Source organism: Achromobacter sp. Bel (assembly GCF_012928505.1).
Taxonomy (GTDB): Bacteria; Pseudomonadota; Gammaproteobacteria; order Burkholderiales; family Burkholderiaceae_B; genus Achromobacter.
In genome coordinates, this window is record NZ_JABBJN010000005.1 from 173689 (window position 1) to 186816 (window position 13128).

A 13128-nucleotide genomic window follows, 5' to 3' on the forward strand; every position below is an offset into this window, starting at 1 on the left:
GCTAGTCACGGATCAGCGGTCTCGAAGGACGATGAAATCAGCCAGTTGCGCCAGGCGCCCGCCAGCATCGCCCAAAGGCGCCAGCGCCGCCAGCGCCGCTTCACGCAATTCGTCGGCAAACGCCCGCGCCTCGGACAGGCCCAGGAGCGACACATACGTCGGCTTGTTCTCCGCCGCGTCCTTGCCCGGGGTCTTGCCCAGGCTGGCCGTATCGGCGGTCACATCAAGAATATCGTCCACGACCTGGAAGGCCAGGCCCATCGCCTGCGCATAGGCGTCCAGCGCCTGGCGCGACGCCGAACTGGCGCCCGCGACGATGCCGCCCAATGCGACGCTGCAGGCCAGCATGGCGCCGGTCTTCATGCTGTGCATGGTTTGCAGGTCGTCGCGCGATAGCGAACGGCCGACGCTGAGCAGGTCGATGGCCTGGCCGCCCGCCATGCCCTGGCTGCCGGCGGCGCGCGCCAGCGACTGGGTGGCCTGCACGATCAGCGCGGGGGCGATCGGCATGGAGGCCAGCAGGTCGAAGGCCAGCGGCTGCAAGGCATCACCCGCCAGCATGGCGGTGGCTTCGTCGAACTTGACGTGCGTGGTCGGCTGGCCGCGGCGCAACGTGTCGTCGTCCATGCAGGGCAGATCGTCGTGAACCAGCGAATACGCGTGGATCAGTTCCACCGCCGCGGCGGCGCGGTCAAGCGAGGCCTCGATGGCCAGCACGCTGCCGCTGACGGGGCAGGCTTGGCCCGCGGCGTAGACCATCGCGGCGCGTACCCGCTTGCCGCCGCCCAGAACAGCGTAGCGCATGGCTTCATGCAGACGGACAGGCAGCACATCCGCGGGGGGCATCAGGTCGTCAAGCACGTCTTCGACGTGCCGCACGCGCCCCTGCAGCCACTCCGGGAAAGCGAGTTGAGTTTGCTTCATCGGGTTCTTATTCGTCATCCAGCGCCGCCGGGTCCAGCGGGCGCAGCAAGTCGCCCTCCAGGACCTTCACCTGCTGTTCGGCCTGCGCCAAGCGGTCCTGGCAGACGCGGGTGAGCGCCACGCCGCGCCGGTAGGCCGCCAGCGATTGCTCAAGCGGCAACGAGCCGTCGTCCATGGCCGCAACCAACGACTCCAATTCGGCCAGGGCCGTTTCGAAATCCTGGGGCAAGGGACGGTCGTCGATCTGCGGATCGGCTTGTGTGGGTTTGGCCAAACGGGTCTCCGAGGGCGCTAGGGGTGGATCAATCTTCGAATTGTACGAGATCGCCACGCCGGACCCGGCCTTGCCCGCACGATCAGGCTGATGCCCCCGCAAGACCCGCGATCGCCGCCCGCAGCGCGGGCCCCACGCGCGTGCGCAGGTCGGCTTCCGGCAGCAGGCTGGCGGGACCGCCGCAGCTCATCACGAAGACGCCTTCGCCGGTGATGGACGTGAAAGGCACCGCGACGGCGTTGATGCCCGACTGCCACTCGCCGATGGCGAAACAGCAGCCCGATTCCTGTAGTTCCTGGCGTGCGCGGGCGATGGCGTCGACGGAAGGCGCGGCCGGCCCCAGCCGCGCCACCGTCTCGTCGCGCGCGGCGGCCGGCAGGCTGGCCAGATACGCCCGGCCCATTGCGCTGTCCAGACTGGCGCGGTAGCCGACCGGCAAGCGCAGGTACAGCGCGGAAGACCCGTGTATCGCTTCGACGTAGGTCATGGCGTCGCCGTCGAAAGCGCCGAGCGCGACCGCGCCGCCGGTGTCCCGGGCCAGTTCGGTCATCGAGGCCTTGGCCAGTTCGCGCACCTCCAGCCCGGCCAGCAGCCCAAAGCCCAGCGCCAGCACGCCGTAGCCGGGCGAGTATTTGCCGGTGTCGGGGTGATAGCGCAGGTAGCCCAGTTCGGTAAGCGTGTAGGTGATGCGGCTGATGGTGGGCTTGGGCAGCCCGGTCAGGCGCGCCAGATCCAGGTTGCCCAGCGCGGTCACGCCGTGGCGAAAACACCGCAGCACGTCCAGCCCCCGCGCCAGCGCGGTGATGAAGTCGGGCGAATTGGCGCCTTCGCCCACGCCGGCCGTGCGCTTGCGGCGCGCCGGCTGGCTCAGTTCCAACGTCTCGTCGGGCTTGGTCGCCGCATGGATAACGCGCTTGGCATCAGAAAAAGATTGCATTTCTATTCGCTTCGTTTTTATAGTTTATTTCGAATAACAAAACCAAATTCCATATAACGGAATTTAAATGATCCAAGGAGACTTGGCAAGCCCCGCGAAGCCGCCCCGGCAGCGCGGTCCGCCCAAGCCAAGCCCGGCGATCCACTCACGCACGCGATTTCAAGGGGAAAAACATGATTCGCACGAGTATCAAGCTGCTGGCCACCGTATTGCTCAGCGCCGCCGCACTGGGCGCGCAGGCCGATACGTATCCGGCGCGGCCCATCAAGGTCGTTTCGCCCTTCCCGGCCGGCGGCGCCACCGACGTGCTGACCCGCATTCTGGCCGAACGCATGGCCAAGACGCTGGGCCAGCCCATGATCGTGGAGAACAAGGCCGGCGCGGGCACGTCCATCGGCGCGGCCTTCGTGTCGCGGGAACAGCCGGACGGCTACACCATCCTGATGGCCACGAACTCCACGCTCGTGACGAATCGCTACCTGTATAAGGAACTGCCCTACGATCCGGACGGTTTCGCCCGCATCGGCATGGTGGGAGTCGGCCCGCTGGTGCTGCTGTCCAGCCCCAAGCGACCGTTCAACAGCACGCAAGACGTGGTGGCCTACGCCAAGCAAAACCCGGGCAAGCTGACGTTCGCGACCTTCGGTCCCGGCACCTCGTCGCACCTGGCTGGCGAACTGTTCAAGGAACGCGCCGGCATCGATATCCTGCATGTGCCTTTCAAGGGCGCGACCCAGGCCCTGCCCGCGCTGATCAGCGGCGACGTGGACCTGTTCTTCGACATGGTCGCCACCGGCATGCCGCAAGCGGACGCTGGCAAGGTCAAGGTCTTCGCCATCACCAGCCCGTCGCGGCTGGCGACGCTGCCCAAGCTGCAGACGCTGGCCGAAGAGGGCTACCCCGCCTTCGACATGACCGCCTGGTTCAGCTTCGTGGCGCCCAAGGGCACGCCGGCCCCCGTGCTGGAAAAACTACAGGCCGCGCTGACAGAGGCCCTGCAGGACGAAGCCGTGAAGAAACGCCTGCTGGACATGGGCATCGACCCGCGCTCGGGCACGGCGGCCGAACTGGACAAGCAAATCAAGACCGAACAGCCGATCGTGTCGCAATTGATCAAACAGGCCAACATCGTCCTGCAATAAGCGAGCACGGTTGCCCGCCAACGGTTTAGTGACAAATCGTTCGCGGCCCTGCCGGCCCGCGAAACGGCGGCGGGCCCCTCGGTCCGCCACCCTTTCCCCCGACAGCGCCCACCAGGGTCCTGTCGGTTTTTTACGCCTTGCCTAACCGCTGGATACAGAAACCGGGCGTGTGCCGCTGCTATGGTGAAAATGGAATCACCAGCGGGAGCCCGGATGCCTGAACCCGAAGACCGATACGCCCGCCTGGACGCCGCCCGCTGGCTGGCGGCCGTGGCGGTCGTGCTGCTGCATAGCGCGGCACTGATCGTCAGCGACCCGGCCGCCTATGGCGGCGGCGCGTGGCTGGCCGCCAATTTGTACGACTCGGCGGCGCGCTGGTGCGTGCCTGTCTTCGTCATGGTCAGCGGCGCATTGCTGCTGGACCCCGACAAACCCCACGACGCCCTCAAGTTCTACAGCCGCCGGATGGCGCGCATCTGCGCGCCGCTGGTGTTCTGGACGTTGTTCTATCTGACATGGCGCACCGGCCTGGACTGGTGGGACGACGGGCACGTGGATTTTTCGTTCTGGCCTCGCAAGGTCGTCCAGGGCGAGCCGTACTACCACCTCTGGTACCTGTACATGATCGTGGGGCTGTACCTGTTTGCGCCCCTGGCCCGCCTGCTATATGCGCGCAGCACGCCGCGCGGACGCACACTTTGGGTCGTGGGTATCCTGGGCGTGGCGATCCTGGACGCGCTGTATCGCCGTGCGCTCGGCGCGCCTCACGGCTTCTTCCTGACCTGGTTCCTGCCCTATCTGGGTTACTTCGTGGCCGGCCGCCTGATCTTCGACGGCGAAATGCGCATCCCCCGGCCCGGCCTGATGCTGGCGGCCAGCGTCGCCGCCACGGCGCTGGGCGTGACGGCCATGTCCAACGGCCACACGCTGGACACCTACTTCTACGACTACTTCAGCCTGACCGTGCCGTTCATGTCGCTGGCCGCGTTCCAGTGGATCGTGTCCTCGCCCCGGTTGCCGCGACTGGCCGCGCTGGCGCCGCTGACGTTCGGGGTCTACCTCATCCACCCCGTATTCCTGGATGTGGCGCGGCGTGCCGGCGCCTTCACGGGCGGGGACCGCGATGCCTGGACCGTGCCGGTGCTGACGCTCGCCGTGTTTGCCCTGTCGGCCGCCAGCAGCTGGCTGCTACGGCGCCATCCGGCCACCCGCCGGCTCGTCTGAAAGACCTACGCCATGAAGGGTTAATCGGGTTTTGCCCCCGGCCAAACACCCCCCTCGATAACTTCACCAAGCTTCACGGATCTTCACGGGCGTAGGGGAATCCCTTGGGGTACAATTCACGGCTAATTTGATCGGCCAGACACCGATTTTTCTTCGCGCCAGCACGGATTTAGCCAAGCTCGACTGTTGAGCTCAAGCGTTTGCGAGCAGTTCGCCAAATCGCTGGGCTTGAAACAAAAGCGCTTGGCAGCGTTCAAACCGTCCTGGCTTTTTTATCCGAGCGGAGGGAATCATGACCGACATCGGTCGGATGGCACATGTCGTGCCAGCTCGCACCCAGCTACCCGTCAGTGCTTATTTTGACGAAGCCCTCTTTGCCCGCGAGCAAGAACTCATTTTCAAGCAATCCTCGCAATACGTCGGCCACCAGAAATTGGTGCCCGAGATCGGGGATTGGCGTACGTTGGCTCAAGAAAACGCAGGACGCGTGCTGGTTCGCAACCAGCAAGGCGTTGAGCTCATCTCGAATGTCTGCCGTCATCGCCAGGCGTTGATGCTGGGCGGCCAGGCCGGCAATGTGGCCGGCAACTGCAATGCCAAAGGCAATTTGAAAGCCACCGGCGGCAACATCGTTTGCCCGCTGCACCGCTGGACGTACAACAATCAAGGCGAGTTGCTGGGCGCCCCCCAATTCGAGACCACGCCTTGCATGAACTTGCAGAAGTTCCGCCTGCGCGATTGCCACGGCCTGCTGTTCGAAGGCCCGCGCGATCCGGCCTCCGACATGGCTCCACTGTTCTCGCGCCCTGAGTTCAACTTCGGCGACTACGTGCTCGACCACGTCGAAGTGCACCAGTGCAACTACAACTGGAAGACCTTCATCGAGGTCTATCTTGAGGATTACCACGTCGGTCCGTTCCATCCCGGCCTGGGCCGCTTCGTCACTTGCGACGACCTGACCTGGGAATTCAACGACTGGTACAGCCTGCAGAAGGTCGGCGTGCACAATGCGCTAGCACAGCCCGGCTCGGACGTGTACAAGCAGTGGCACGACCGGTTGCTGTCGTTCCGCGACGGCGACGCACCGGACTTCGGTGCGGTGTGGGTCACGTACTTCCCGACCCACATGATCGAGCTCTACCCGCACGTGCTGGTACTGTCCACGCTGTATCCGAAGAGCCCCCAGGAAACGGTCAACGTCGTGGAGTTCTACTACCCCGAGGAAATCTCGGCGTTCGAACGCGAATTCGTCGAGGCGCAGCGTGCCGCCTACATGGAAACGGCCATCGAAGACGACGAGATCGCCGAACGCATGGACGCGGGCCGCAAAGCCTTGATGCTGCGCGGAGTGAACGAAACCGGCCCGTACCAGTCGCCGATGGAAGACGGCATGCAGCACTTCCACGAGTGGTACCGGCGCACCATGCAGGACGTGTAAGCGCAGACCCTGTCCACGCAGGGCTTGCCGCCAACGGAATCAGGGCCTCGCACATCGCGAGGCCCTTTTCATTGCGCGCGGCGCCAGCCCGCCATTACCCGATCGCGCCCGCTACCGTGCGTTCGCCGATCGCCAGCCCCACCGTCATGCCGACGCCCGAGTGCATGACCGCCACCGTCGTGGCTGCGTCCACCGGCATCACCGAGAACGGCGCCGGACCGTGGGCGCCATACACGCCCTGCCAGCGCTCCACCACGCGCAAGCGCGCCCCCAGGGCCTGCGACGCCAGGTCCAGCATGGCGTTGTCGACCACCTCGTCATTGAACGGGAATGCATCCTGCCCATAGCGGTGCGAATCCCCGATGATCAGTTCGCCATAAGGCGTGGGACTCATCAGCAGATGGATGCCGTTCTCAAGCAGCATCGGCGTACGTGCCTGGATCACATCGCGCAGGACTTGCGCCGACGGCAGGTCCGAGAAGGCGCCGTAATGCACGCACGACAGGCCCGTCAGCACGGGCCGATCCAAGGCGATGGCGTTCGTCTCGAAGGCCACGCGCAGCATCTGCAAGCGGGTGATTTCGAGGTTCAGCGGCGCAAAGCGTTCGGGCAGCAGGGTCAGGTAGTCGTGGCCGGGGCACACGAACACATGCTTGCCCTGAAAGTCGCCGGCGGTGGTGCCGACCAGGCCGTTTTCCACGGCGCGCGCCAGCGTGCCGGTGATGAACGTCACGCCCAGCGATTCCGCCAAATAGCGCGTGATCGCAGGCAGGGCTTCGCGGGAATAGATCTGCAGGTCGTCATGGCCGCGCAGGCCCATGCAGTGGTGCGCCAACTGCCCGCCGTACAGGCCGCCCACGTCGCGGGCGGACAGCAGGTCGGCGCGGTAGCCTTCCTGCTTCAAGCGCGTATCCGCGAATTCCTGCAGCACGGTAGCCTCGTCGGCATTGCGCGCCAGCACCAAGGCGCCGTTGGCGCGCACATGGAAGCCGGCCTTGCCGGCCAGATCCAGCCACAGCTCGCGGGCCTGCTGCGCGTGCGACAGCATCATGCCGGGCGGCTGGCCGGTCACGATGACCTGGCCGAAATTGCGGATCGTGGCGCCGTGCGCCTGGCGGCTGCGTTCGATCACGGCCACCGACAAACCGCGCTTGGCGGCCGCCCAGGCATGCGCGATGCCGAGCATGCCCGCGCCCACCACGATTACGTCGTAAGTTTTCATCTGAGGAACATTGCTAGAGGAATAGCGGGAGAAGCCGCGCGCGGCGGCGCTTCCCGGTAAGCGGCGGCTCGGCCAACGCCACGCCGCCGCGTCGGCGGACGCTTACTTCTTCTTCGGCTCGGACTTGCCGTCGTAGCGCTTGGTCCATTCGGCGATGATGCGTTCGCGGTTCGTGGCGGCCCACACGAAGTCGTTCTTGATCATGCGCTTGGTCAGGTCGGCCGGCAGATTGGGGTTGACCGTGGCGATCGACGGGATCGCCAGCACCGCGAAGTTGGCCTTGTACAGCTCGTTGGCTTCGCGGCTGGCCGAGAAGTCGGCCAGCTTGCGGGCGGCTTCCAGGTTCTTCGTGCCCTTCATGATGGCGGTGGCTTCGACTTCCCAGCCCAGGCCTTCCGACGGGAACACGGCTTCGACCGGCGCGCCGTCGGCCTTCAGCTTGGCGGCGCGGTAGTCGAACGACACGCCGATCGGGAACTCGCCCGCGGCCGCCATGTTGCACGGCTTCGAACCCGAGTGCGTGTACGAACCGATGTTCTTGTGCAGGGCGTCCATGTAGGCCCAGCCCTTCTCTTCGCCGAAGATCTGCAGCCATGCGCTGACGTCCAGGAAGCCCGTGCCCGACGAGGCCGGGTTCGGCATGACGATCTTGCCGGCATAGACCGGCTTGGTCAGGTCTTCCCACGACGTGGGCTTGGGCAGCTTCTGCTTTTCGGCTTCGATGGTGTTGAAGCAGATGGCGGCGGCGTAGCCGTCCATGCCGACCCACGACGGCTCGGCCTTGGCGTCGCGCATGTTGGCGGCGATCTGGTCCAGGCCCTTGGGGGCGTAGGGTTGCAGCATGCCTTCCTTGTCCATCAGGCCCAGCGCCGTGCCGGCCAGGCCCCAGATGACGTCGGCCTTCGGGTTGCTTTTCTCGGCCAGCAGCTTGGCGGCGATGATGCCGGTGGAGTCACGGACCCACTGGATCTTGATGTCGGGATTTGCACGTTCGAACGCGGCCTGATAGACCTTGATCTGATCGGCTTCGAGCGCGGTGTAGACCGTCAGCGTGGTCTCGGCGGAGGCGGCGCCCATCACGCCCGTCAGGGCGGCGGCCAGTGCAAGCAGCTTGTAGCGATTCATAAGGAACTCCGTGGATGAGCGGAAAAAAAGGGTGAGGGTCGCCCCCGCGGCGGGCGATTGCCCGCTGCGGTACGCGGTGTGAAAGAGAGGAATGCGGCCGGCGGCGCCGGCTGGTCGAGATCTAGTTCAGGGCCGTTCGCCTCGCGCCAGACGGGCTTCGATATCGGTCACGACGGCCGGCAGGTCGGCCACCGTATCGATCAGATAATGGGGTGCGGCGGTCGAGAGTTCGCGGGTGGCTTCGGCGCGCGCTTTGTCGCGCCCCGCGTCGTCCAGGCTCAGGTATTCGTCCAGCGTCAGGCCGGCGGCGTTGCCGGACAGCAGCAGCCCCACCGTCCACATGCCGGCGCGTCGGCCTTCCTCGATCCCGGGCGAGGTGTCGTCGACCTTGATGCAGCCCGCGACGTCCGACAAGCCCAGTTCCACGACGTTCTTCAGCGCCATCGCCGGCGCCGGGCGTGCGCGCGGCACGTCGTCGCTGGCCACGATGCAATCGGGCTCCAGGCCTTCGGAGGCGGCGCGTTCGACGACGCGGCGCATGACGCTGCCCGGATAGCCCGAGCAGGATCCGATCTTCAGGCCGTGCTGGCGCAGCGCGCGCAGCAGTTCGGCCGCGCCGGGAATGGCCGCCGAATACTGCGCGACCTTCTCCAGCTGCATCGGCAGGAAGCGTTCATAGATGGCGGTCACGTCCTCGTCGGTAGGCAGGCGGCCGAACTGGGCCTGGTACTGCCCGGCGATGGCGGGCTGGTCGCACAGGGCGCGGATGTGGTCCCACTTGCCCATGCCCATCGGGCCACGGGCTTCTTTCAACGACACGTCCATGCCGAACTGCGAGAACGCGTCCACGAACACCTTGGTAGGCGCGAACGAACCGAAGTCGACCAGCGTGCCGGCCCAGTCGAAGATCACGGCTTCCAGTTGGACGGGCAAAGGGGAAACAGTCATGGGGGTCATCCTAAAAATGCGTTCAAAGAGCCACGGGACGGCGCCAGGCCTGGCTGCGCGCCACCAGCGCGCGGCTGGCCAGGTGCAACGCAAGCGCCGCGACGGCGGAACTGGCCATGATCACGGTGCACATGGCGGCGGCCGGACCGATGAAGCCGGCGTCGTCCATATTCAGCACCGCGACGGCGGCCAGCACCGTGGACGGGCTGTACAGGAACACCACGGCCGACACCGTCGTCATGGCGGAAACGAACAGGTAACGGGCGACATCCAGCGCCGCAGGCAGGCACATCGGCAAGGTCACGCGCCGGAAGGTCGTCATGCGCGGCACCTTCAGCGACGCCGAGGCGGCTTCGAACTCCGGATCCAGCGCGTTGAGCGCCGTGGCTGCCGTCAGGTGCGCGCTGGTGTAGAAGTGGACGATCGTGCACAGGATCAGCAGCGGCATCGTCCCGTAGAGTACGTTCAACGGATTCATCAGGCTGTTGAAGAAGAAGATGTAGCCCAGGCCCAGCACCAGGCCGGGAACGGCCATCGGCATCAGCGCCAACATGCTCACCGCGCCGCGCAAGCCGCGTGCCACCCCGCTGCGCGCCGGCACCTTCTCCATCATCCAGGCGCCGACAAACACCACCACCGTGCCGATCAGGGCCGTGCAGAACGCCAGCTGCAAACTGTTGCGCCAGGCCAGCCAGCCGCCGCCGTCCATGTTGTCGAAATCGTAGGACCGCAGCGACAGGGACAGGTTGTACGGCCACATCTTCACGAACGACGCCCAGACAGCCACGCCGATGATCAGCAGCAGGAAGGCGGCCATTGCGCCGGCCAGCGCCAGGAAGGCGGCATCGCGCCGCACGTTCACGCCCGAGACGTAGGGCTGCGCGCGGCCGCTCATCTGGGCGCCTTGGCGGGCACGCAACCGGCGGTCCAGCACGAACGTCAGCAAGGCAGGCAGCAGCAGCAAGATACCGATGGCCGCGCCCTTGGGGAAATTCTGCTGGCCGACCACCGCCTTGTAGGCTTCCATGGCCAACACGTTGTAATCGCCACCCACCACTTTGGGCACGCCGAAATCGGTCACCGTCAGCGTGAATACCACGCAGCAGGCCGAGAACACGGCATAGCGCGTGCCGGGCAAGGTCACGGTCAGGAACGTGCGCCACGGACCGGCGCCCATGGCACGCGCCGCGTCGTACAGGCGGCCGTCGGCCAGGGTCAGGCCGGTCAGCAGAATCATCAACGCGTGCGGGAAGGTATAGAAGGCCTCGCCCACGACAATGCCCCAGAAGCCATAAATGGTGGCGCCGCCCGTCAGGCCCTTGAGCAGGCCCTGGTTGCCCAGCAGATAGACCAGCGCAATGCCGGGCAGCAGCGAAGGCGCCAACAGCGGCAGCAAGGCGATGGTGCGCAGCAGGCCCTTGCCCGGCAGCCGCGTGCGGGTCAGGCCGTAGGCGAACCCGTAGGCGCAAGGCACCACCAGCAGCATCGTGACGATGCCGACGGTCAGGCTGCGCCCGACCATGGCCAGAAAGCCGTCCGCGCCGATGATGCCGGTCACGACCGACAGGCCTGCCCAGGCGCCGTCGCTGTCGGTGACGGACTTGGCCAGGATTGCCGCCAGCGGCAGCGCCAGAAACAGCACCAGGAACAGCGCCAGCGCGCCCTGCCCCGCCGTCAATCCCAGCGCGCCGATCCAGCCGGGCAGCGGGCGGCGGGCCAGGACGGCCGGAGCGGCGGCTCGGGGGGCCGGGACGGCTGGCAGGGAGGCGGCCGGTTCGGCGGCGGAGGATCCGGTCACGGTGGAATCAAGCGTAGGCGCGAATCGCATGGCGCGGCAGCTCCACCCAGCAGCGGCTGGCAGCGTGAGGGCCCAACAGGGCGTCTCCGATTTCAGGGGACACGATGGAATGCACGGTGGACCCGGGCACGCCTTCCAGGCGCAGGGCCAGCCGGTAGCCCCGGCCCAGGAACACGCCGTCCAGCACGTCGGCCAGCATGGAATTGGGTTCTTCCGGACGCGACATGGTGACGCGCACCGCCTCGGGGCGCACGAACAGCTTGCCCGATGCGCCGTCCAGCGCCTCGTCCACGGCCAGCTCCTGGCGACCCACGCGGGCGCGGTGGGCATCAACGCGCTCGAACGGCAGCCAGTTCGCCTCGCCCACGAAATCGGCGATGAAGGCCGAACCCGGCTGGCGGTACAGTTCGCGCGGCGTGCCGTATTGTTCGATCACCCCGCCGTTCATGACGGCGATGCGGTCGGCCATCACCATCGCCTCTTCCTGATCGTGCGTCACCATCAAGGTCGTGATGGACAGGCGCTTCTGCAATGCCCGCAGTTCGACGCGCAGGTGCTCGCGCACCCGGGCGTCCAGGGCGGACATGGGTTCGTCCAGCAGCAGGAGCGACGGCGACGGTGCCAGCGCGCGCGCCAGGGCCACACGCTGCTGCTGGCCGCCGGAGATCTGTCCCGGATATTTTTCCGCCGCGCCGGACAAGCCCACCAGGGCCAGCATTTCCTCGACCCGGCTGGCGACGTGCTTGCGGTGGGCGCGCTTGCCGCTCAGGCCGTAGGCCACGTTCTGGGCCACGGTCAGGTTGGGAAACAGCGCATAAGACTGGAAGAGGATGCCGTAATCGCGCTCCTGCGGCTCGGCACGCGAAATATCCCGGCCCGACAGCACGATGGCGCCGCTGTCCTGGCGCTCAAGGCCGGCGATGGCCCGCAGCAGGGTCGTCTTGCCGCAACCGGATGGTCCCAGCAGGCACACCAGCTCGCCTGCCCGGATATCCAGCGAAACATCGGCCAGCGCCGTATGGCTGCCAAAGCGCTTCACAAGATTTCTGACTGAGAGGAAGGCGTTATTGGGTTGGGGCATGGTGCCTCCGGTCTGGGAACGAAGGCAGTATGGAAGGCGCGTATTGAGTGTTTATGACACTTCGCGCAAATGCAGTAATAAAAACATCAAATTATTTTGGTGTACTGGCGGTCTTGCGCATTGCGTCCCTTTCCCGCCCCCACCATCGTGCTTGTCGCCGAACTCAAATCCTTCTACGCCGTGGCCCGCTGCGGCACCGTCACCAAAGCCGCCGCCCAATTGGGCGTCAGCCAGCCCACGGTGACGGGGCAATTGCGCCAGCTGGAGTCGCGTTACGGCGTCGAACTCTTTCACCGGCAGGGCCGCGGCATGCGCTTGTCGGACGCCGGGCACAGCCTGATGCCGATGGTGGAAAAGCTGGTGCAGCAGGAAACCGAGATCGATTTCCGGCTGCGCGACGCCAGCGACTTGCGCGAGGGCAATCTGCGCATCGGCGCGACCGGTCCCTTCTACATCATGGATACGGTGCGCCGGTACAACCAGCGCTACCCCGGCATCGACCTGACCGTCACGATCGGCAATTCGCAGTCGATGCTGCAGGCGTTGCACGACTACCGCATCGAGATTGCCACGTCTTCCTTTCTGATGGATGACAAGCACCTGTACCGCCGCATGATCGCGGCCGACCCGATCCGCGTAGTGACGCATCGCGACCACCCTCTGGCGCGCCGCAGCCAGGTCCGCCTGGCCGACCTGGCCGATCACGCGGTGCTGCTGCGCGAGCCCGGCTCCATGACGCGCCAGTTGACCGAGGACGCCCTGGCGGCGGCCGGCGTCACCGTGCGGCGCACCCTGGAGATCGGCAGCCGGGAGTCGATCCGGCAAGCCATCCTGTGCGATCTGGGCATCAGCCTCATCCCGTCGCGTGAAATCCCCTCGCATCCCGATCTGGCGGCGCTGGACATCGAAGGCGCCGACATCGTGATGAACGAATACCTGTACTGCCTGCGCGAGCGCCAACCGGTGCAATTGATCGCGCGCTTTCTGGAGATGGCGCCGGCAGCCGGCTGACCGC

General features: G+C 66.1%; 12 protein-coding genes. 4 read left to right on the plus strand and 8 right to left on the minus strand.

All coding sequences use genetic code 11. The features are described 5' to 3' along the window. Positions 1 to 12 precede the first annotated feature (12 nt). The 3 genes from HG262_RS05495 to HG262_RS05505 all read right to left on the minus strand — a co-directional run bounded on the left by HG262_RS05495 (position 13) and on the right by HG262_RS05505 (position 2135). Positions 13 to 924, minus strand: a complete 912-nt coding sequence (locus HG262_RS05495; protein ID WP_006225054.1) for a polyprenyl synthetase family protein — start codon at positions 922 to 924, stop codon at positions 13 to 15. A 7-nt stretch (positions 925 to 931) separates the two neighbouring features. Continuing rightward, positions 932 to 1198, minus strand: a complete 267-nt coding sequence (locus HG262_RS05500) for an exodeoxyribonuclease VII small subunit (protein WP_169270074.1) — start codon at positions 1196 to 1198, stop codon at positions 932 to 934. A gap of 82 nt (positions 1199 to 1280) precedes the next feature. After that, positions 1281 to 2135: an IclR family transcriptional regulator gene (locus tag HG262_RS05505; RefSeq protein ID WP_169270075.1), complete on the minus strand. Its 855-nt coding sequence runs from the start codon at positions 2133 to 2135 to the stop codon at positions 1281 to 1283. Between the two features lie 173 nt (positions 2136 to 2308). Here HG262_RS05505 and HG262_RS05510 point away from each other — a divergent pair, with 173 nt between their 5' ends. From HG262_RS05510 to HG262_RS05520, 3 genes are all read left to right on the plus strand, one after another. Next, the gene (locus tag HG262_RS05510) at positions 2309 to 3277 is read left to right on the plus strand and encodes a tripartite tricarboxylate transporter substrate binding protein (protein ID WP_169270076.1); all 969 of its coding nucleotides are present in this window, start codon (positions 2309 to 2311) and stop codon (positions 3275 to 3277) included. Between the two features lie 213 nt (positions 3278 to 3490). Next, on the plus strand, positions 3491 to 4501 hold the full coding sequence (locus tag HG262_RS05515; protein WP_169270077.1) for an acyltransferase family protein: 1011 nt from the start codon (positions 3491 to 3493) through the stop codon (positions 4499 to 4501). 292 nt (positions 4502 to 4793) lie between these two features. Further along, positions 4794 to 5939: an aromatic ring-hydroxylating dioxygenase subunit alpha gene (locus HG262_RS05520; protein WP_169270078.1), complete on the plus strand. Its 1146-nt coding sequence runs from the start codon at positions 4794 to 4796 to the stop codon at positions 5937 to 5939. A gap of 94 nt (positions 5940 to 6033) precedes the next feature. Here the strand turns inward: HG262_RS05520 and HG262_RS05525 are convergent, their stop codons facing one another. The 5 genes from HG262_RS05525 to HG262_RS05545 form a co-directional block, all read right to left on the minus strand. After that, positions 6034 to 7161, minus strand: a complete 1128-nt coding sequence (locus HG262_RS05525; RefSeq protein ID WP_169270079.1) for a TIGR03364 family FAD-dependent oxidoreductase — start codon at positions 7159 to 7161, stop codon at positions 6034 to 6036. A 102-nt stretch (positions 7162 to 7263) separates the two neighbouring features. After that, positions 7264 to 8286 carry a putative 2-aminoethylphosphonate ABC transporter substrate-binding protein gene (locus tag HG262_RS05530; RefSeq protein ID WP_088590223.1) on the minus strand — a complete coding sequence of 341 codons (1023 nt, stop codon included), beginning with the start codon at positions 8284 to 8286 and terminating at the stop codon, positions 7264 to 7266. Positions 8287 to 8412: 126 nt separating this feature from the next. Continuing rightward, the gene (phnX, locus tag HG262_RS05535; protein ID WP_211186971.1) at positions 8413 to 9243 is read right to left on the minus strand and encodes a phosphonoacetaldehyde hydrolase; all 831 of its coding nucleotides are present in this window, start codon (positions 9241 to 9243) and stop codon (positions 8413 to 8415) included. 13 nt (positions 9244 to 9256) lie between these two features. Then, on the minus strand, positions 9257 to 11062 hold the full coding sequence (locus tag HG262_RS05540) for a putative 2-aminoethylphosphonate ABC transporter permease subunit (protein ID WP_248293247.1): 1806 nt from the start codon (positions 11060 to 11062) through the stop codon (positions 9257 to 9259). Beyond that, a complete protein-coding gene (locus HG262_RS05545; protein ID WP_169270081.1) occupies positions 11040 to 12113 on the minus strand; it encodes a putative 2-aminoethylphosphonate ABC transporter ATP-binding protein in 1074 nt (357 codons plus the stop codon). The genes HG262_RS05540 and HG262_RS05545 overlap by 23 nt, the downstream gene beginning before the upstream one ends. Before the next feature lie 147 nt (positions 12114 to 12260). On the opposite strand from HG262_RS05545, the gene HG262_RS05550 reads away from it, so the two are divergent. Beyond that, a complete protein-coding gene (locus tag HG262_RS05550; RefSeq protein ID WP_169270114.1) occupies positions 12261 to 13124 on the plus strand; it encodes a LysR family transcriptional regulator in 864 nt (287 codons plus the stop codon). Positions 13125 to 13128: the final 4 nt, after the last annotated feature.

Excerpts from the sequence above, each read along its gene's own strand:
- HG262_RS05495 (WP_006225054.1), bottom strand. The coding sequence starts at position 924 with ATGAAGCAAACTCAACTCGCTTTCCCGGAGTGGCTGCAGGGGCGCGTG.
- HG262_RS05505 (WP_169270075.1), bottom strand. The coding sequence starts at position 2,135 with ATGCAATCTTTTTCTGATGCCAAGCGCGTTATCCATGCGGCGACCAAG.
- HG262_RS05510 (WP_169270076.1), top strand. The coding sequence starts at position 2,309 with ATGATTCGCACGAGTATCAAGCTGCTGGCCACCGTATTGCTCAGCGCC.
- HG262_RS05515 (WP_169270077.1), top strand. The coding sequence starts at position 3,491 with ATGCCTGAACCCGAAGACCGATACGCCCGCCTGGACGCCGCCCGCTGG.
- HG262_RS05520 (WP_169270078.1), top strand. The coding sequence starts at position 4,794 with ATGACCGACATCGGTCGGATGGCACATGTCGTGCCAGCTCGCACCCAG.
- HG262_RS05525 (WP_169270079.1), bottom strand. The coding sequence starts at position 7,161 with ATGAAAACTTACGACGTAATCGTGGTGGGCGCGGGCATGCTCGGCATC.
- HG262_RS05530 (WP_088590223.1), bottom strand. The coding sequence starts at position 8,286 with ATGAATCGCTACAAGCTGCTTGCACTGGCCGCCGCCCTGACGGGCGTG.
- phnX (WP_211186971.1), bottom strand. The coding sequence starts at position 9,243 with ATGACCCCCATGACTGTTTCCCCTTTGCCCGTCCAACTGGAAGCCGTG.
- HG262_RS05540 (WP_248293247.1), bottom strand. The coding sequence starts at position 11,062 with ATGCGATTCGCGCCTACGCTTGATTCCACCGTGACCGGATCCTCCGCC.
- HG262_RS05545 (WP_169270081.1), bottom strand. The coding sequence starts at position 12,113 with ATGCCCCAACCCAATAACGCCTTCCTCTCAGTCAGAAATCTTGTGAAG.